The 18,461-nt window shown below is 62.6% G+C and carries 15 protein-coding genes; 7 read left to right on the top strand and 8 right to left on the bottom strand.

Annotation, left to right across the window (positions count from 1 at the left end; translation table 11 throughout):
• The first annotated feature begins 168 nt into the window (after positions 1 to 168).
• On the top strand, positions 169 to 1,620 hold the full coding sequence (gene pyk, locus JFT44_RS09750) for a pyruvate kinase (RefSeq protein WP_029295454.1): 1,452 nt from the start codon (positions 169 to 171) through the stop codon (positions 1,618 to 1,620).
• A gap of 179 nt (positions 1,621 to 1,799) precedes the next feature.
• On the opposite strand, the gene JFT44_RS09745 is transcribed toward pyk, so the two are convergent.
• Both JFT44_RS09745 and JFT44_RS09740 read right to left on the bottom strand, forming a co-directional pair.
• On the bottom strand, positions 1,800 to 2,549 hold the full coding sequence (locus JFT44_RS09745; protein ID WP_057960545.1) for an enoyl-CoA hydratase: 750 nt from the start codon (positions 2,547 to 2,549) through the stop codon (positions 1,800 to 1,802).
• Between the two features lie 28 nt (positions 2,550 to 2,577).
• A complete protein-coding gene (locus JFT44_RS09740; protein WP_198830599.1) occupies positions 2,578 to 3,510 on the bottom strand; it encodes an iron-sulfur-binding ferredoxin reductase in 933 nt (310 codons plus the stop codon).
• 248 nt (positions 3,511 to 3,758) lie between these two features.
• Between JFT44_RS09740 and JFT44_RS09735 the strand changes: the two genes are divergently transcribed.
• From JFT44_RS09735 to JFT44_RS09715, 5 genes are all read left to right on the top strand, one after another.
• The gene (locus JFT44_RS09735) at positions 3,759 to 5,282 is read left to right on the top strand and encodes a fumarate hydratase (protein WP_057960547.1); all 1,524 of its coding nucleotides are present in this window, start codon (positions 3,759 to 3,761) and stop codon (positions 5,280 to 5,282) included.
• Positions 5,283 to 5,504: 222 nt separating this feature from the next.
• Positions 5,505 to 7,271 carry an ATP-binding protein gene (locus JFT44_RS09730; protein WP_057440125.1) on the top strand — a complete coding sequence of 589 codons (1,767 nt, stop codon included), beginning with the start codon at positions 5,505 to 5,507 and terminating at the stop codon, positions 7,269 to 7,271.
• Complete coding sequence (locus JFT44_RS09725) at positions 7,265 to 8,599, top strand: sigma-54 dependent transcriptional regulator (protein WP_198830598.1); 1,335 nt, start codon at positions 7,265 to 7,267, stop codon at positions 8,597 to 8,599. Before JFT44_RS09730 ends, JFT44_RS09725 begins: the two co-directional genes overlap by 7 nt.
• 274 nt (positions 8,600 to 8,873) lie before the next feature.
• A complete protein-coding gene (locus tag JFT44_RS09720) occupies positions 8,874 to 10,193 on the top strand; it encodes an MFS transporter (RefSeq protein WP_057958662.1) in 1,320 nt (439 codons plus the stop codon).
• Positions 10,194 to 10,493: 300 nt separating this feature from the next.
• A complete protein-coding gene (locus JFT44_RS09715; protein ID WP_120734035.1) occupies positions 10,494 to 11,126 on the top strand; it encodes a flavin reductase family protein in 633 nt (210 codons plus the stop codon).
• A gap of 162 nt (positions 11,127 to 11,288) precedes the next feature.
• On the opposite strand, the gene JFT44_RS09710 is transcribed toward JFT44_RS09715, so the two are convergent.
• Together JFT44_RS09710 and JFT44_RS09705 are read right to left on the bottom strand one after the other, a co-directional pair.
• Positions 11,289 to 11,570 (bottom strand): hypothetical protein, encoded by a 282-nt coding sequence (locus JFT44_RS09710; protein ID WP_057439394.1) that lies wholly within the window; start codon positions 11,568 to 11,570, stop codon positions 11,289 to 11,291.
• 8 nt (positions 11,571 to 11,578) lie between these two features.
• Positions 11,579 to 11,920, bottom strand: coding sequence for an antibiotic biosynthesis monooxygenase family protein (locus JFT44_RS09705; protein WP_057958661.1), 342 nt, complete (start codon positions 11,918 to 11,920; stop codon positions 11,579 to 11,581).
• Positions 11,921 to 12,248: 328 nt separating this feature from the next.
• Here JFT44_RS09705 and JFT44_RS09700 point away from each other — a divergent pair, with 328 nt between their 5' ends.
• Positions 12,249 to 13,178 (top strand): AraC family transcriptional regulator, encoded by a 930-nt coding sequence (locus tag JFT44_RS09700; protein ID WP_057439392.1) that lies wholly within the window; start codon positions 12,249 to 12,251, stop codon positions 13,176 to 13,178.
• Between the two features lie 103 nt (positions 13,179 to 13,281).
• Here JFT44_RS09700 and JFT44_RS09695 read toward each other — a convergent pair whose 3' ends face one another.
• From JFT44_RS09695 to edd, 4 genes are all read right to left on the bottom strand, one after another.
• Positions 13,282 to 14,736 carry an ATP-binding protein gene (locus JFT44_RS09695; RefSeq protein WP_128593251.1) on the bottom strand — a complete coding sequence of 485 codons (1,455 nt, stop codon included), beginning with the start codon at positions 14,734 to 14,736 and terminating at the stop codon, positions 13,282 to 13,284.
• On the bottom strand, positions 14,726 to 15,457 hold the full coding sequence (locus JFT44_RS09690) for a response regulator (protein ID WP_057439391.1): 732 nt from the start codon (positions 15,455 to 15,457) through the stop codon (positions 14,726 to 14,728). The genes JFT44_RS09695 and JFT44_RS09690 overlap by 11 nt, the downstream gene beginning before the upstream one ends.
• Before the next feature lie 126 nt (positions 15,458 to 15,583).
• Positions 15,584 to 16,540: a glucokinase gene (locus JFT44_RS09685; protein WP_198830597.1), complete on the bottom strand. Its 957-nt coding sequence runs from the start codon at positions 16,538 to 16,540 to the stop codon at positions 15,584 to 15,586.
• On the bottom strand, positions 16,537 to 18,363 hold the full coding sequence (gene edd / locus JFT44_RS09680; RefSeq protein ID WP_057439389.1) for a phosphogluconate dehydratase: 1,827 nt from the start codon (positions 18,361 to 18,363) through the stop codon (positions 16,537 to 16,539). Before edd ends, JFT44_RS09685 begins: the two co-directional genes overlap by 4 nt.
• Between the last annotated feature and the right edge of the window lie 98 nt (positions 18,364 to 18,461).

Here is an 18,461-nt window from a genome sequence, read left to right as displayed (position 1 = left end):
CTCCTGTCTTGAGCAGTGTATCGACCCTTGGGCGAAAATCTTCAAGGTAGTTCGTCTGGCGTCATCGAGTGAAAACAAGCGAATCGACAATAAGTAGTGCAAACGAACAATGACTACAGCCAAAGAGCATAGTAGCCTTCCCCAGCGCTAGAACTCAGGAGTCCGTGCATGTCCGTCCGTCGTACCAAAATCGTCGCCACCCTTGGCCCGGCCAGTAACTCGCCGGAAGTCCTCGAACAGCTGATTCTGGCTGGCCTGGACGTTGCCCGTCTGAACTTCTCCCACGGCACCCCGGACGAGCACAAGGCTCGCGCCAAGCTGGTACGTGACCTCGCCGCCAAGCATGGCCGCTTCGTCGCGCTGCTGGGTGACCTGCAAGGGCCGAAGATCCGTATCGCCAAATTCGCCAACAAGCGCATCGAGCTGAAGATTGGTGACAAATTCACCTTCTCCACCAGCCATCCGCTGACCGAAGGCAACCAGCAGGTCGTGGGTATCGACTACCCGGACCTGGTCAAAGACTGCGGCGTCGGCGACGAACTGCTGCTGGACGATGGCCGCGTGGTCATGCGTGTCGACACCGCCACCGTCACCGAGCTCAACTGCACCGTGATCATCGGCGGCCCGCTGTCCGACCACAAAGGCATCAACCGTCGCGGTGGTGGCCTGACTGCACCGGCCCTGACCGAAAAAGACAAGGCTGACATCAAGCTCGCCGCCGAAATGGAAGTGGACTACCTCGCCGTATCCTTCCCGCGTGACGCTGCCGACATGGAGTACGCCCGCCAACTGCGCGACGAAGCCGGCGGTACCGCCTGGCTGGTGGCGAAGATCGAGCGCGCCGAAGCCGTGGCCGACGACGAAACCCTCGACGGCCTGATCAAGGCGTCCGATGCAGTGATGGTTGCCCGTGGCGACCTCGGTGTAGAAATCGGTGACGCAGAACTGATCGGCATCCAGAAGAAAATCATCCTGCACGCACGCCGCCACAATAAAGCGGTGATCGTCGCGACCCAGATGATGGAGTCGATGATCCAGAACCCGATGCCGACCCGTGCCGAAGTGTCCGACGTGGCCAACGCCGTGCTCGACTACACCGACGCCGTGATGCTCTCGGCGGAAAGTGCTGCCGGCCCGTACCCGCTGGAAGCAGTCCAGGCCATGGCGCGTATCTGCGTCGGCGCTGAAAAACACCCGACCAGCAAAACCTCCAGCCACCGCATCGGCAAAGTGTTCGAAAGCTGCGACCAGAGCATCGCCCTGGCCGCCATGTACACCGCCAACCACTTCCCGGGTGTAAAGGCGATCATCGCCCTGACCGAAAGTGGCTACACGCCGTTGATCATGTCGCGTATCCGTTCCTCGATCCCGATCTACGCGTTCTCCCCGCACCGCGAAACCCAGGCCCGTGCGGCCATGTTCCGTGGCGTCTACACCGTACCGTTCGACCCGGCGTCGCTGCCGCCTGAGCAAGTCAGCCAGGCTGCCATCGACGAACTGCTCAAGCGTGGCGTAGTCGAGAAAGGCGATTGGGTGATCCTGACCAAGGGCGACAGCTACCACACCATCGGTGGCACCAACGGCATGAAGATCCTGCACGTTGGCGATCCAATGGTCTGAGTGACCCGCTGAAAAGCAAAGGCCCTGGCACGTGAGTGACAGGGCCTTTTGCATTTCAAGTCACGGTAATGTGGTGACTGGACTGGCGTTATCGCGGGCAAGCCCGCTCCCACATTGGAGCGCATTTCAAGTGTGGGAGCGGGCTTGCCCGCGATAACGCCAGTCCAACCACTTGGATTTCAGCGCCGGGCAATAAACCCCGACAACGCCGCAATCGCCTCCGGCGACCTCAAGCGCTGGGTAAACAATGCGCCCTCCTCCTCGATTACCTGGCGCAATTGCTCGCGGTCAACGCTCTTCATCAATTGCTTGGTCACCTGCACCGCCCCCGGCGCCAGGGTCTCAAAGCGCCCGCCGACTTCCCGCGCCTTGGCCAGGGCCGCTTCGCCGCTGCCCAACGCTTCGGTGGCGATCCCCCACTGCGCAGCCTGCTCCCCACTGAACCCTTCGCCCAGCAGCAGCAACTCAGCAGCTTTCGCGTGCCCCAGCAAGCGCGGCAGGATCAGGCTGGAGCCAAACTCAGGGCACAGCCCCAGGTTGACGAATGGCATGCGCAACCGGGCATCGCGACTGACATACACCAGGTCGCAATGCAGCAGCAGCGTGGTGCCAATGCCCACCGCCGCCCCGGCCACGCCGGCAATCACCGGTTTACGGCAGTTGAGCAGGCTTTGCATGAAATGAAAGGGTGGGCTGTCCAGGTCTGTGGGCGGCTGCTCAAGGAAGTCGCCGATGTCGTTGCCGGCGGTAAAGCAGTCGCTGCTGCCCTGGATCAGCACGGCATTGACCGTCGTGTCGGCATCGGCCTGCTCCAGCGCCGCCGCCAATTGGCTGTACATGGCGCGGGTCAGGGCATTTTTCTTGTCGGGGCGATTGAGCTGCAGGATCAGCAGCCCACGGTCACGGTGCAGCAGGATGGCGTCGGTCATGGTGAGTCTCGCAGATAGACATCAGCGCTCAACCACGGGGCAGGAACACATCGGCCAGCAGTTGATTGCGCGGCAAGCCAGCCAGGAACAGGCGCTTGGAAAAGGCCTCGACACTGCTGGGGTGCCCGCAGAGTAAGGCCAGGGTTTGCCGGGAAACAAGCCGCAGTTGCGCCAAAGCCTCGGTCAACTGCGCCGCCGTCCACAGCTCCACACTGAGGCTGGGATGGCTCGCGGCCAGTTGCCTCAGGGGCTCGGCCAGATAATGGCTATCAGCATCATGGGCCAGGTGAATCACGCGAATGGCGCCCTGGTGATCCTGGCGCAACGCCTCACGCAACACGCCCCACAACGGGCCCATTCCGGTGCCGGATGCCAGCAGCCACAGCGGCCGGGATTGCCAGTCCGGATCGTAGTGCAACGCGCCGCCGCGCAACTCGCCCAGGCGCAATGGATCGCCGGCCTGTAACTGCCGCGCAAGGTCGCTGAATTCGCCGGGCAGGCGGCAATCGAGGTGGAACTCCAGGAACGGATCTTCCTCGGGCAGGCTGGCCAGGGAATACGGCCGCGCCACCGTGCCCGCCCACAACACCAGGTGCTGGCCGGCCCGGTAGCGCAACCCACGTTCCGCTTGCAGGCGCAGGCGCAACACTGTCGGGCTCAACCAATCGGCGCTCAGCACCGTTGCCGCCGCGCCGTCGCGCAAGGGGTCAAAGGTCTCGACCTGTACATCGCCCACGACCTGGCACTGGCAGGCCAGACGCCAGCCGTCCTGGCGTTGTGCCGGGTTCAGGGCATCGGGCTGCTTGTCATCAACCTCGCCCTGGCAGCGCACCAAACACGCATGGCAACTGCCCGCGCGACAACTGTAGGGCACAGCCACACCGGCCTGGTTCAAGGCATCCAACAGATTGCTGCCGGTGGAGACCGACCAGCGGCGTTCGCCGACGTGCAGTTCATGCATGAAAGGCCTCACATCAAAATGTGCGATCACTGTAACTGCTTTTTGTAGGAGTCGGCTCCTCCAGGAGGGTGGTCGGCAGCGTTTGACCATCGTCGGGTGTATCGGCCATCGCGCCGGGTTATACTGCCGCGCCTTTTTAGCGTCGCGCCAGCACTACCCGGCGTGCCTTGGAAAAGGTGGCTTCAGCGACCGATGCACCCATCTGAAGCCACCTTTATTGAATGTTCCCTTATAGAGGAGCGCGACTCATGACCGTGATCAAGCAAGACGACCTGATTCAGAGCGTTGCCGACGCCCTGCAATTCATTTCCTACTACCACCCCGTTGACTTCATCCAGGCGATGCACGAGGCCTACCTGCGCGAAGAATCGCCGGCAGCCCGTGACTCCATGGCGCAGATCCTGATCAACTCGCGCATGTGTGCCACCGGCCACCGCCCAATCTGCCAGGACACCGGGATCGTCACCGTGTTCGTACGCGTGGGCATGGATGTGCGTTGGGATGGCGCCACCATGGGCCTGGACGACATGATCAACGAAGGCGTGCGTCGCGCCTACAACCTGCCGGAAAACGTCCTGCGCGCCTCGATCCTCGCCGACCCGGCCGGTGCGCGCAAAAACACCAAGGACAACACTCCGGCAGTGATCCACTACTCCATCGTCCCGGGTAACACCGTGGAAGTGGACGTGGCCGCCAAAGGCGGTGGTTCCGAGAACAAGTCGAAAATGGCCATGCTCAACCCGTCCGACTCGATTGTCGACTGGGTGCTCAAGACCGTTCCGACCATGGGCGCCGGCTGGTGCCCACCGGGCATGCTCGGCATCGGCATCGGCGGTACCGCCGAGAAAGCCGCAGTGATGGCCAAGGAAGTGTTGATGGAATCCATCGACATCCACGAGCTGAAAAAGCGCGGCCCGTCCAACCGTATCGAAGAGATGCGCCTGGAGCTGTTCGAGAAGGTCAACCAACTGGGGATCGGCGCCCAGGGCCTGGGTGGCCTGACCACCGTGCTCGACGTGAAGATCATGGACTACCCGACCCACGCCGCCTCGTTGCCGGTGTGCATGATCCCCAACTGCGCCGCCACCCGTCACGCGCACTTCGTGCTCGACGGTTCCGGCCCGGCCTCGCTGGAAGCGCCACCGCTGGACGCATACCCGGAAATCGTCTGGGAAGCCGGCCCGTCGGCCCGTCGCGTCAACCTCGACACCCTGACCCCGGAAGACGTGCAAAGCTGGAAGCCGGGCGAAACCGTACTGCTCAACGGCAAGATGCTCACCGGTCGCGACGCTGCGCACAAGCGCATGGTCGAGATGCTGAACAAGGGTGAAACCCTGCCGGTGGACCTCAAGGGTCGCTTCATCTACTACGTCGGCCCGGTAGATCCGGTGCGCGAAGAAGTGGTTGGCCCGGCTGGCCCGACCACCGCCACGCGGATGGACAAGTTCACCCGCCAGATCCTCGAACAAACCGGCCTGCTGGGCATGATCGGCAAATCCGAGCGCGGCCCGACCGCCATCGAAGCGATCAAGGACCACAAGGCCGTGTACCTGATGGCCGTCGGCGGCGCTGCTTACCTGGTGGCGCAAGCCATCAAGAAGTCGCGCGTGGTAGCTTTCGCCGAACTGGGCATGGAAGCGATCTACGAGTTCGACGTCAAGGACATGCCGGTCACTGTTGCCGTCGACAGCAAAGGCGAGTCGGTACACATCACCGGTCCTGCCATCTGGCAGAAAAAGATCAGTGAGAGCCTGGCGGTAGAGGTGCAGTAAGCACCTCCCCGCAAGGATAAAAGGCGACTGTGGCTCCATGCCGCAGTCGCCTTTTTTATGACCGACGATTTTGTGGGAGCGGGCTTGGCCGCGATGCAGGCACTGCGGTCTGGCTGCAGAACGCGTCGATGCAATCGCGGGCAAGCCCGCTCGCCACAAGTACTGCGCTCGTCCTGCTGCATGGTATGGTGCTCGCCCCCTACTGCAGCTGTTCATTCTCGTATGATCGCGATCCCTCGCCCATTGCGTCTGACCTTCTACTCCCTGCTGATTATTGCCGGTGCCGTTTTGGCCGCCGCTCTTGCCATGCGCCAGGCTGAACGCCAGTCCCTGGTGGACGATGCCGGCCGTGCCAACCAGCAACTGGCGCTGTACGCCAACTCCCTGCACACCCTGATTGAACGTTACCGCGCCCTGCCCGCCGTACTGGCCCTGGATTCGGAAATGATCCGCGCCTTGCAAGGCCCGCTGGATCCGGCAACCCAGGACGTGCTCAACCACAAACTGGAACGCATCAACAGTGCCGCGCAGTCGTCGACCCTGGAACTGATGGACCGCACCGGCCTGGCCGTGGCGGCCAGCAACTGGCGGTTGCCCAGTAGCTATGTCGGCCACAACTATGCGTTTCGCCCGTATTTCAGCCAGACCCGCAGCCAGGGCACCGGGCGCTTTTATGCGGTGGGGGTGACCACCGGGATTCCGGGGTATTTCCTGTCCAGCGCAGTGCTGGATGAGCAGGAGCAGTTTCTCGGCGCCATGGTGGTGAAACTGGAGTTCCCGGAACTGGAGCGCGAATGGGCCCAGGGCGACGACCTGCTATTGGTCAGCGATGCCCGGGGCATTGTGTTTATCGCCAATAAACCCGGATGGCGTTACCGCAACCTGCGCCCGCTGTCGGCCAACGATCTGGCCGAGCTCAAAGCCACGCGCCAATACGATAAAAAACAACTGCAGCCCCTGGACACCCAGACTTTGCAGCGCTTTGACGAAAACAGTCACTTGATGCGCGTCGCCGGGCCCGAAGGCAATGCCAACTACATCTGGGAATCCCTGCCTCTCAAAGCCGAAGGCTGGACCTTGCACCTGCTGCGCAAACCCCAGGTCGCCTTTGAAGACCAACGTAACGCCGGCCTCGCCGCCGCTGGCCTGTGGTTGACCCTGGTGTTCCTGGTGCTGTTCCTCAGCCAGCGCTGGCGCCTCGCCCGCTTGCGCCAGCGCAGCCGCGCAGAGCTTGAGAGCCTGGTGGAAGAACGCACCCGGGCCTTGCGCACCGCCCAGGATGGCCTGGTGCAGTCGGCCAAGCTGGCGGCGCTGGGACAGATGTCCGCGGCCCTGGCCCATGAAATCAACCAGCCACTGACTGCCCAGCGCATGCAACTGGCCACCTTGCGCCTGCTGCTCGACCACGGGCGTATCGACGACGCCTACCAGGCCCTGACGCCGTTGGACGACATGCTCACCCGCATGGCCGCCCTCACCGGCCATCTCAAGACCTTCGCCCGCAAAAGCCCCAGTGGCCTGCGCGAACGCCTGGACCTGGCGACCGTGGTCGACCAGTCCCTGCAGTTGCTCGACGCACGCCTGCGGGACGAAGCCATCGGCACCGTGCTCGACCTGACCCGCCCGGCCTGGGTGCGCGGCGATGCCATTCGCCTGGAACAAGTACTGATCAACCTGCTGCGCAATGCCCTGGACGCCATGGCCAACAAGCCACGCAAGCGCCTGGAAATCCGCCTGCATGCTGATCAACAACTGTGGCACCTGAGCGTCAGCGACAGCGGCGGTGGGATTGCCGAGGAACACCTGAACAATGTGTTCGACCCGTTTTTCACCACCAAACCGGTGGGGGACGGGCTCGGACTTGGGCTGGCGGTGTCGTACGCTATCGTGCATGAACTGGGAGGGCGCCTGATTGCTGCCAACCAGGGAGACGGCGCCGTCTTCACCCTGATCCTGCCCATCGCGCTGGAGGCGCCAGACCTATGCTGAACGCGGTGATCGTGGTTGATGACGAGGCCAGCATCCGCACGGCCGTGGAACAGTGGCTGAGCCTCTCCGGGTTCGAGGTGCAGTTGTTCAGCCGTGCCGAGGACTGCCTGGCCAAGCTGCCCAGGGATTTCCCCGGGGTGATTCTCAGCGACGTGCGCATGCCGGGCCTCAGCGGCCTGGAGCTGCTGGCCGAGGTGCAACGGCGCGATACCGATTTGCCAGTGATCCTGCTGACCGGCCATGGCGATGTGCCGATGGCCGTCGAAGCCATGCGCGACGGCGCCTACGACTTCCTCGAGAAACCCTTCAGCCCCGACGCCCTGCTCGCCAGCCTGCGCCGGGCCCTGGACAAACGCGGACTGATCCTGGAAAACCGCCGCCTGCACCAACAGGCCGATCATCGCGCCCAGTTGGAGTCGAGCCTGTTGGGGGTGTCGCGCAGCCTGCAGAACCTGCGGCGCCAGGTGCTGGACTTGGCCGGTTTGCCGGTCAATGTGCTGATCCGCGGCGAGACCGGCAGCGGCAAGGAACTCGTCGCCCGTTGCCTGCATGACTTCGGGCCCCGGGCAAAGAAGCCGTTTGTCGCGCTCAACTGTGCGGCGATTCCCGAGCAACTGTTTGAAGCCGAACTGTTCGGCCATGAAAGCGGCGCCTTCACCGGCGCCCAGGGCAAGCGCATCGGCAAGCTGGAGTACGCCAACGGCGGCACGTTGTTTCTCGACGAAATCGAAAGCATGCCCCTGGCCCAGCAGGTGAAGCTGCTGCGGGTGTTGCAGGAACAGAAACTGGAGCGCCTGGGTTCCAACCAGAGCATCAAGGTCGACTTGCGCATCATTGCGGCCACCAAGCCCGACCTGTTGGACGAAGCCCGCGCCGGGCGTTTTCGTGAAGACCTGGCCTACCGCCTGACGGTGGCACAACTGCGCCTGCCACCGTTACGCGAACGCCGCGAAGATATCCCACTGCTGTTCGACCACTTTACCCAGATAGCCGCCGAACGCCTGGGCCGCGAGACCGTGCCCCTCAACGGGCCGCAACTGGGGCAGTTGCTGAGCCATGACTGGCCGGGCAACGTGCGCGAACTGGCCAACGTCGCCGAACGCCAGGTGCTGGGCCTGGGCGAGCCGGAGCCGGAGGGTATCGAGGCCGGGCAATCCCTGGCGGCGCAGCAGGAGGCATTCGAGGCCCATTGCCTGAAAGCCGCGCTGACTCGGCATAAGGGCGATATCAAGGCGGTTCTGGCCGAACTGCAACTGCCACGGCGGACCTTCAATGAAAAGATGCAGCGCCATGGGCTGACCCGGGAAATGTTTTTGTCGATGGATTGAGGGCCCCCTGAGGGCCTCATCGCAGGCAAGCCAGCTCCCACACTTGAATGTATTCGCAAATCAGAATGTGGGAGCTGGCTTGCCTGCGATGAGGACAGCCGCCATAAGCGGATTTCCGCTCATCAACAAAAAATGATCAGCGACTTTCCGCTCAAAATAATCCCCCAACCCTTCTAGATCGGGCCCTCACCTGCTTGGCACAGCTCCTGCTATAGGTCCAACCAGGCTGCGCTGACGCGCGCTCCACAAAAACAATGACATGAAGGATCCTTCAATGGATAACTCCAATACCCTGCCTCTGGGGTCGGCGGCTGCGCCGGCGCAAGCACGCACCACCTCCAGCCGCATCAAGTCGATCTTCAGCGGATCGGTCGGCAATATGGTCGAGTGGTACGACTGGTACGTCTACGCTGCTTTCTCGCTGTACTTCGCCAAGGCCTTCTTCCCTAAAGGCGACACTACCGCCCAACTGCTCAACACCGCCGCGATCTTCGCCGTGGGCTTTTTGATGCGCCCGATTGGCGGCTGGCTGATGGGCCTCTACGCCGACCGCGCAGGCCGTAAAGCCGCATTGATGGCGTCGGTACTGCTGATGTGCTTCGGCTCGCTGATCATCGCCCTGAGCCCCGGTTATGAAACCATTGGTGTCGGCGCGCCGATCCTGCTGGTGTTCGCCCGCTTGCTGCAAGGCCTGTCGGTCGGTGGCGAATACGGCACCTCGGCCACCTACCTGAGTGAAATGGCGACCAAGGAACGTCGCGGTTTCTTCTCCAGCTTCCAGTACGTGACCCTGATCTCCGGCCAGCTCATCGCGCTGGCGGTGCTGATCGTGCTGCAACAGATCCTCACCACCGAAGAGCTGTATGCCTGGGGCTGGCGTATCCCGTTTGCCATCGGCGCACTGTGCGCAGTCGTAGCCCTGTACCTGCGACGCGGCATGGAAGAAACCGAGTCGTTCACCAAGAAGGAAAAAGCCAAGGAAAGCGCAATGCGCACCTTGATGCGCCACCCCAAGGAACTGATGACCGTGGTCGGCCTGACCATGGGCGGCACCCTGGCCTTCTACACCTACACCACCTACATGCAGAAGTACCTGGTGAACACTGTCGGCATGAGCATTTCCGACTCCACCACCATTTCTGCGGCCACGCTGTTCCTGTTCATGTGCCTGCAACCGATTGTCGGCGGCCTGTCGGACAAGGTCGGTCGCCGGCCGATCCTGATCGCCTTCGGCATCCTCGGCACCCTGTTCACCGTGCCGATCCTCACCACCCTGCACACCGTCCAGACCTGGTGGGGCGCGTTCTTCCTGATCATGGCGGCGCTGATCATCGTCAGCGGCTACACCTCGATCAACGCCGTGGTGAAGGCCGAGCTGTTCCCTACCGAAATCCGTGCACTGGGCGTCGGCCTGCCTTACGCACTGACCGTGTCGATCTTCGGCGGTACCGCTGAATACATCGCCCTGTGGTTCAAGAGCATCGGCATGGAAACCGGCTACTACTGGTACGTCACCGCGTGTATTGCCGTGTCGCTGCTGGTCTACATCACTATGAAAGACACCCGCAAGCATTCGCGGATCACCACGGACTAAGGGTTCGCCAGGTGTAGAAAAGGGGCCATGTCATCCAATGACATGGCCCTTTTTTCATCCCGTCAGGACAGCTCTGCCAGCGGCTGACGGCTGTCCCTGCGCTGTACCTACCAGGCACCGGCGATCATCACCAGCAACCAGACGAGCAGGATCATCGATCCTTGCATGCAGACTGGCCGCAGGGCGGTAAAAAACAGGTGGTTGCTGGATGAAAACTCCAGGCGGCACCGCCAATCCGGTGGAAATCCTGCCCTTGGGCCTGCACTATTGCGCTTTTCCCCGCCGCAGGAACCCCCGTCCATGCCTGACGATATCCATTTCTACGAACCCGCCAACGGCCACGGCCTGCCCCATGACCCGTTCAACGCCATCGTCGGCCCACGCCCGATTGGCTGGATTTCGTCCCAGGACCGCGAAGGCCGCCTGAACCTGGCGCCCTACAGTTTTTTCAATGCCTTCAACTACATCCCGCCGATCATTGGTTTTTCCAGCGTCGGGCGTAAAGACAGCCTGAACAACATCGAACAGACCGGCGAATTTGTCTGGAACCTGGCCACGCGCCCGCTGGCCGAGCAGATGAACCAGAGCTGCGCCGCCGTGTCACCAGAGGTCAACGAGTTTGAATTGGCCGGGCTGACGCCAGTGGCCTCCAAAGTGATCGCCGTGCCGCGGGTCGGCGAAAGCCCGGTGTCGTTCGAGTGCAAGGTCACGCAGATCATTCAGCTACAGCGGGCCGACAAGGAACTGGTGCCCAGCTGGCTGGTGCTTGGCGAAGTGGTCGCGGTGCATATCGCCAAATGGTTGCTCAAGGATGGGGTGTACGACACTGCGGCGGCCGAGCCGATTCTGCGGGGCGGCGGCCCGGCGGATTATTTCCAGCTGGGGCCGGAAGCGCTGTTCAAGATGTACCGCCCTGGGGCTACCAAACCCTGATTGGATCGAATGCAATTAAAAATGTGGGAGCGGCTTGTGTGGGAGCGGGCTTGCTCGCGAAAGCGTCGTGTCAGCCAGCCAATTTGGAACTGATCCACCGCTTTCGCGAGCAAGCCCGCTCCCACACAAACCCCGCGCCCACAGTTGGGTCGGTGGTGTTCTTTAGTTTGTTGCGGTTGCCCAGGCCAGTTGGCCCTCTTCGTCGATATCGCTCAAGCGCTCCAGTTGCTGGGCCGCCGCATCGTCGGCGTCGTCGGCAGTCTTGAACAGTTGGCCATCGAGGATCTTGTGAAAGCGCGGTGCGCTCATGCCGTCCAGTGCCTTGACGGCAATGGCGGCGCTATAGCCACCCTGGTCTTCGCGCACTAGGGCGGAAACAGCTTCGTGGTGGGCAAATTCTTTACGTGCCATGTTGCAGGTCCTGGCCAATGGAAAGTCGGCCATTCTAAACCCTAACCGGCCAGTTGCAGGTACTCGCCATAAGCCTTGTCGGCGCAGGCGTCAGTGAAGGTCTGGAAGTCCATGCTGCGCACGACCCTGTCGTTCAACAACTCGGTAAACAGCACCAGCGCCGGCGAGCTGAAGTAGGCACTCATGGCCTGTTCGCTGCTCCAGAAACCTGAAACCAACCAGACATCGGGGTCAACCTGGGAATGCTGCAACGAGAATTGCAGGCAACCCTGAGCCTGACGGCCCGGTTCGATCAAACTGCTCAAGCGTGCACCCAGTTCGGTGCTGCACCCGCTGCGGGCGCGGATAAAGGCCAGATGGCTCGCGGGAATGGGGGTGGACATGTTCGACTCTCCCGTTGAGAAGTGATGCTCGGCAAGCACTGTGAGGGCGTGTTGCCACACAATCAAAGATACGGGCGCAGGCCCCTGCGCGGTTAGTCGATTCCTGCCGGCTTATTGCACAATCCTGCCAGAAGCGTAGACACCCGGTTCGGCCCCAGGCTTTATTGCAGGGACAAGCGCCTTGTTTCAGGCAGATGACAGGCCGGGGGGCTTGCCTGATTCCAGACGCGTCGCAGGATCAGGCAAGGATTGTGCAGAATCGACATAACACGGCTTGCAACGCCACCGCTAAGCTGTGCCCATCAAAGAAGCATGCAGAGGACGCTCCATGTCGTCGCCCGAACAGCAGTCCATTCCCCTCGATGCCGAGATGGAAAAACAGCGCGCCGAACTGGCCAGCATTGTGCACCGGCACACTTGGGAGGACGGTTCCTACGGCACCGCGATCACTTCGCTCTACCTGAACCGCCACAATACGCCGCGCGACTTCATGCCGGTGCTGGTGGAACCTGCCCTGTGCATCCTCGCCAACGGCAGCAAGGAAGTGCGCCTGGCCGACGAAATCTTTGCCTACGACCCCCTCAACTACCTGGTGTTCTCGGTCGCGATGCCGGTGGCCGGGCGAGTCATCGACGCCACGGTCGAAGACCCCAACCTGTCGGTGCGCATCAATATCGACCCGGCGCAACTGACCGCCCTGATTGCGGAAGCCGGCCCGATGGGGGTGCCCACGCGCCCGACCGCGCGCGGTATGTATGTCGACCGGATCGACACCCAGTTGCTCGACGCCGTATTGCGCCTGGCACGCCTGCTGGATACGCCCAAAGATATCGCGATGTTGGCGCCGTTGATCAATCGCGAAATCCTCTACCGCTTGCTGCGTGGGCCACAGGGCTATCGCCTGTACGAAATTGCCGTGGCCAATAGCCAGAGCCATCGGGTCAGCCGCGCAATCACCTGGCTGAACGGCAACTACGAACAACCGCTACGCATTGATGACCTGGCCAAGGAAGTGAATCTCAGCGTGTCGACCCTGCACCACCGCTTCAAGGCCATCACGGCCATGAGTCCGTTGCAGTACCAGAAGCAACTGCGCTTGCAGGAAGCGCGGCGCCTGATGATCGCCGAAGGCCTGGAAGCCTCGGCGGCGGGGTATCGGGTGGGGTATGAGAGCCCGTCGCAGTTCAGCCGGGAATACAGCCGATTGTTTGGGGCGCCGCCGCTTAGAGATTTAGCCAGGTTGCGCCAGAGCCTCTGACCTACTGCGGACCGCTGTGGGAGCTGGCTTGCCTGCGATGGCGGTGGGTCAGATGTACCGCTATCGCAGGCAAGCCCGCCCCACATAGGCTCGGCAGCGCTGCTTAGTCCGGGGTGCGGGGCAGTTGCAAGGTCACCCGCAGGCCACCTTCGCGCAAATTCTGCAAACTCACTTCGCCGCCATGGCTATGGGCGATATTGCGTGCAATCCCCAGCCCCAGGCCATAACCCTGCTGCTGCCCGGCCAGGCGAAAGTGCGGTTCGAAGACCTGCTCCAGACGCTGCTCCGGTACACCGGGCCCCTCGTCATCCACATGCAGGATGAACTGCGCACCATCGTCCTCGATACGCAGATGGGCGTTCTGCCCGTACTTCAAGGCGTTGTCGATCAGGTTGCCAATGCAGCGCTTGAGCGCCAGCGGCTTGCCCGGATAGGCCGTCAACGCCCGGCCGTGCTGGGTCACCCGGCCATTGCCGTTGGGCGCCAGATACGGCTCCACCAGGCAGTCGAGCACATGGTTGAGGTCCACTTGCTCGATGTTCTCGTGGATGTCCGTGTCCTTGACGCACTGCAACGCGCCCTTGACCAGCAGTTCCAGCTCATCCAGGTCACGGCCGAACTTGGCTTGCAGCTTTTCGTCTTCCAGCAGTTCCACCCGCAGCCGCAGGCGTGTGATTGGTGTGCGCAAGTCGTGGGAAATTGCGCTGAACAACTGGCTGCGTTCGGTCAGGTAGCGGCTGATCCGCTCGCGCATGGCATTGAACGCGCGGCCTACCTCCACCACTTCGCTGCCGCCGCCTTCGGCCACCGGCTCCACGTCGGCGCCCAGGGACAGGTCCCGCGCCGCCCGCGCCAGGCGCTTGAGCGGCCGGCTTTGCCAGTGCACCAGCAAGCCGATAAACAACAACAGAAAGCCGCTGGTCAGCACGATAAACCACACTTGCTGGGACGGCAGACCCTGTTCTTCGAGGCTGGTGTAGGGCTCGGGCAGCAACGAGGCGATATACAGCCATTCGCCGGCGCCCAACTCGATCTGCGTCACCAGTACCGGCGGGTTGACCGGCTCCAGGGTCAGCGCGTAATGCGCCCAGGAACGTGGCAGCTCATCGAGTTTCAGGCCGGCATTGAAGATACGCAGGTCTTTGGCACTGACAAATTCCACCGAAAAATGTACATCACTGCCCAGGGTCTGGCGCAGCACTTCGTCCACCGCGCCGAGCACCGCCTGTTTGCGCGGGGTTTGCGGCAAGATCTGCATATCCAGCGGTTTGTCGTTGAGCGTCACCACAAAGCGCGTGCCGCCCATGCTGCGCAACTGGTCGAGCACCAGCGGGCGATAAGCCACCGGCAGGGAACGGAAATAACTGACGCTGGCGGTCATCGAATGGGCCAGGCTGCGGGCGCTGGTGACCAGGCCCTCAAGCTGGGTGGCGCGCAGCTGCGAGACCCAGATCACGCTGGATAAAGCCTGGGCGAACAGCACCGCCAACAGGGTCAGCAGCAGCATGCGCCCCAACAAGGAACGCGGGACCGGAATGCGCCGGCGCTCAGTGGGCATTGCTGGCAACCACACTGGCCGCCAGTTGGTAACCGCTGCCGCGCACGGTGCGGATCAGCCGTGGCGGCTTCTCGGTGTCGCGCAGGCGTTGTCGCAGGCGGCTGACGGCCATGTCGACAATGCGGTCCAGGGGCATCAGGTCACGGCCACGGGTGGCATTGCCAATGGTGTCGCGATCAAGGATTTGCTGCGGGTGATCGAGGAACAGTTTGAGCAGGGCAAAGTCGGCGCCGGAGAGGATGACTTCCTCGCCATCAACGTGAAACAAGCGATGGCTGATCATGTCCAGCCGCCACTCATCAAACACCAGCACATCGCCACCGCTGCGCTCCTGGCCAAACTGGCAGCGGCGCAACAGGGCCTTGATGCGTGCCTGCAGCTCACGGGGGCTGAAAGGTTTACCGATGTAATCGTCGGCACCCAGCTCCAGACCAATGACCCGGTCGGCCTCGTCGGAACTGGCGGTGAGCATGATGATCGGCACCTGGGCCTGACGCGGGTGCTGACGTACCCAGCGGCAGAGGCTGAAGCCGTCTTCGTCGGGCAGCATGACGTCGAGGATCACCAGGTCGCATGGGGCTTCGTCCATGGCTTGGCGAAACCCTGCGCCATTGGGCACGCCCCGCACCTGGAAGCCGGCGCGACTGAGGTAGGTTTGCAGCAACTCGCGGATTTCCTCGTCGTCATCGACGAGAAGAATGGATTTACTGATTACGCTCACGGGGGCCTCCTTGTTGTTATGGGGTGCTCTCTAGGGCCTCTTCGCGGGCAAGCCCACTCCCACATTTTGATTTGTGAACACAATCAAATGTGGGAGTGGGCTTGCCCGCGATGGGGCCATCACTGCCTACGCAAATGCCTGCTCCAACGCCACACCCGCCCCGGTCAACCCGGAATACGGCGCCGTCACCAACCACACCGGGATCCCTTTGAAGTAGTCGCTCATGCAACCTTTGTCCGCAAAGCTCTTGGCAAAGCCACTGTTGATAAAGAACTCGGCAAACCGCGGGATCACCCCGCCCACGATATACACCCCACCCCGGGCGCCGGTGGTCAGCACGTTATTGCCGGCCACGCGGCCCAGCCAGATGCTGAACTGGTCGAGGACCTCCATCGCCACCGGATCGCCAGCCAACCCTGCCGCAGTAATCGCCTCCGGGGTTTCCAATACCGCCGGATGGCCGTCCACCGCGCAGATCGCCCGGTACAGGCGTGGCAGACCGCTACCGCTCAGGGCGGTCTCGGCGCTGACATGCCCGATCTCGTTGTAGATGTGTTGCCACAACTGGGTTTCCCGTGGGCTGCTCAGGGGCAGGTCGACATGCCCGCCCTCGCCCGGCAACGCGGCCCAGCGGCCGGCGCCCAGGTCCAGCAAGGTGCCCACGCCCAGCCCTGTGCCTGGGCCGATCACCACGGCCGGGCGCCACGGCTCCGGGGTGCCGGCGCAGACCACGCGGTACTCATCGGGTTGCAGGAGGGTCATGCCCAGGGCCATGGCCGAGAAGTCATTGACCAGCAGCAGCTCGTCCACTTGCAGGGCCTTGCAGAACGCGGTCTTGCTCAGGCGCCAATGGTTGTTGGTGAACTTGAACTCATCACCACTTACCGGCCCGGCCACCGACAGGCACACCGCGCCGATGGAACCCGGCGCCAGGCCTTCCTCGGCGAGGTAGACCTTGATCGCCTCTTCAGGGCTGGCGTGATCCGCCGTGGCCAGCACCCGGATCGAATGCAGTGCCTGGTCCCGCCATAACGCAAACCGGGCGTTGGTACCGCCGATGTCACCAACCAGCGCAAGTTTCACTTAAGTGTCTCCAGGGCAGAGGTAAAGGCGCTGGCGCCCTGCTCTGCGGAGCTTGCGGCCAGGCGCATAAATGCAAACAGCTCGCGACCGGCCCCCACGTTATTGCCCAACAGGCCCGTGGCAGGCGCGCGCGCTGCAAATTCTTCGGCGTCCACCTTAAGCTCGAGGGTGCCTTTGACGCCATCGACGCGAATGATATCGCCATCCTTGACCCGCGCCAGCGCCCCACCGCACTGGGCTTCGGGGCTGACGTGAATCGCGGCGGGAATCTTACCCGAGGCGCCGGACATGCGCCCGTCTGTCACCAATGCGACTTTGAAACCCCGGTCCTGCAACACACCAAGGAACGGCGTCATCTTGTGCAATTCCGGCATGCCATTGGAGCGCGGCCCCTGGAAGCGCATCACCGCGACAAAATCCTTCTCCAACTGGCCGGCCTTGAACGCGTCCGCCAGGTCCTGCTGGTCCTGGAACACCACGGCCGGCGCTTCGACGATTTGATGCTCGAGGGCCACGGCCGAGACTTTCATCACCCCACGGCCGAGGTTGCCTTCCATCACTCGCAAGCCACCCTCCGGGGAGAAGGCACGGGCCACCGGGCGCAGGATGCTTTCGTCGAGGCTTTCGATCGGGCCTTCACGCCAGACCAGTTCGCCATCCACCAGGAATGGCTCCTGGGTGTAGCGGCTCAGGCCATGGCCGGCCACGGTGTTGACGTCTTCGTGGAGCAGGCCGGCTTCCAGCAACTCGCGGATCAGGAACGACATGCCGCCCGCCGCCTGGAAGTGGTTGATGTCAGCTTTACCGTTCGGGTAGACGTGGGACAGGGTCGGCACCACTTCCGAGAGGTCGGCCATGTCCTGCCAGGTGAGGATGATGCCCGCGGCCATGGCGATGGCCGGCATATGCAGGGTGTGGTTGGTCGAGCCGCCGGTGGCGTTGAGAGCGACGATGGAGTTGACCAGGGATTTTTCGTCGACGATCTCGCCGATCGGTGTGAAGTTGCCATTGGCCTTGGTCAGGCGCGTGACCTGGTGCGCAGCCTCGCGGGTCAGTGCATCGCGCAGCGGTGTGTACGGGTTGACGAACGAAGCGCCCGGCAAGTGCAGGCCCATCACTTCCATCAGCAACTGGTTGGTGTTGGCGGTGCCGTAGAAGGTGCAGGTGCCGGGGCTGTGGTAGGACTTCATCTCCGATTCCAGCAGCTCTTCGCGGCTGGCCTTGCCTTCGGCATAGCGCTGGCGCACATCGGCCTTCTGTTTGTTGGAGATCCCCGAGGGCATCGGCCCGCCGGGCACGAAGATCATCGGCAGATGGCCATAACGCAGGGCGCCCATCATCAGGCCCGGGACGATCTTGTCGCAGATCCCCAGCATCAGCGCGGCGTCGAACATGTTGTGGGACAGCGCTACCGCCGTGGACATGGCAATCACTTCGCGGCTGAGCAGGCTCAGCTCCATGCCCGGCTCGCCCTGGGTCACACCGTCGCACATGGCCGGGGTGCCGCCGGCGAACTGGCCGACCGAGCCGACTTCGCGCAGGGCTTTTTTGATCTGTTCCGGGAAATGTTCGTACGGCTGGTGCGCCGAGAGCATGTCGTTATATGACGAAACAATTGCCACGTTGGCGGCATTCATCATCCGCAGGCTGTTTTTATCTTCAGTGCCGCACCCGGCCACGCCGTGGGCAAAGTTGGCGCATTGCAGCTTGCCGCGCATCGGCCCGTCGCTGGCCGCGCCGCGAATCAGCGCAAGGTACGCCTCACGGGTTGCCCGGCTGCGGGCGATAAGGCGTTCGGTGACCTCAAGTACGCGGGGATGCATGTGTAGAACTCCAGGCTAACGGATGTGGCGACCTGAGTGTCTATGCTGATCAAACGCCCACCGCTCATGGGATGGCAGGGAGTCGTTTGGATCATCGG

The sequence above is a fragment of the Pseudomonas sp. MF5691 genome (genome assembly GCF_016405645.1).
GTDB lineage: Bacteria > Pseudomonadota > Gammaproteobacteria > Pseudomonadales > Pseudomonadaceae > Aquipseudomonas > Aquipseudomonas shahriarae.
The sequence above is the reverse complement of the archived record's forward strand: the minus strand, read 5'-3'. Positions and strand labels throughout refer to the sequence as shown.

Excerpts from the sequence above, each read along its gene's own strand:
- JFT44_RS09735 (WP_057960547.1), top strand. The coding sequence starts at position 3,759 with ATGACCGTGATCAAGCAAGACGACCTGATTCAGAGCGTTGCCGACGCC.
- JFT44_RS09745 (WP_057960545.1), bottom strand. The coding sequence starts at position 2,549 with ATGACCGACGCCATCCTGCTGCACCGTGACCGTGGGCTGCTGATCCTG.
- JFT44_RS09715 (WP_120734035.1), top strand. The coding sequence starts at position 10,494 with ATGCCTGACGATATCCATTTCTACGAACCCGCCAACGGCCACGGCCTG.
- JFT44_RS09695 (WP_128593251.1), bottom strand. The coding sequence starts at position 14,736 with ATGCCCACTGAGCGCCGGCGCATTCCGGTCCCGCGTTCCTTGTTGGGG.
- JFT44_RS09740 (WP_198830599.1), bottom strand. The coding sequence starts at position 3,510 with ATGCATGAACTGCACGTCGGCGAACGCCGCTGGTCGGTCTCCACCGGC.
- JFT44_RS09700 (WP_057439392.1), top strand. The coding sequence starts at position 12,249 with ATGTCGTCGCCCGAACAGCAGTCCATTCCCCTCGATGCCGAGATGGAA.
- edd (WP_057439389.1), bottom strand. The coding sequence starts at position 18,363 with ATGCATCCCCGCGTACTTGAGGTCACCGAACGCCTTATCGCCCGCAGC.
- JFT44_RS09730 (WP_057440125.1), top strand. The coding sequence starts at position 5,505 with ATGATCGCGATCCCTCGCCCATTGCGTCTGACCTTCTACTCCCTGCTG.
- JFT44_RS09725 (WP_198830598.1), top strand. The coding sequence starts at position 7,265 with ATGCTGAACGCGGTGATCGTGGTTGATGACGAGGCCAGCATCCGCACG.
- pyk (WP_029295454.1), top strand. The coding sequence starts at position 169 with ATGTCCGTCCGTCGTACCAAAATCGTCGCCACCCTTGGCCCGGCCAGT.
- JFT44_RS09705 (WP_057958661.1), bottom strand. The coding sequence starts at position 11,920 with ATGTCCACCCCCATTCCCGCGAGCCATCTGGCCTTTATCCGCGCCCGC.
- JFT44_RS09720 (WP_057958662.1), top strand. The coding sequence starts at position 8,874 with ATGGATAACTCCAATACCCTGCCTCTGGGGTCGGCGGCTGCGCCGGCG.
- JFT44_RS09710 (WP_057439394.1), bottom strand. The coding sequence starts at position 11,570 with ATGGCCGACTTTCCATTGGCCAGGACCTGCAACATGGCACGTAAAGAA.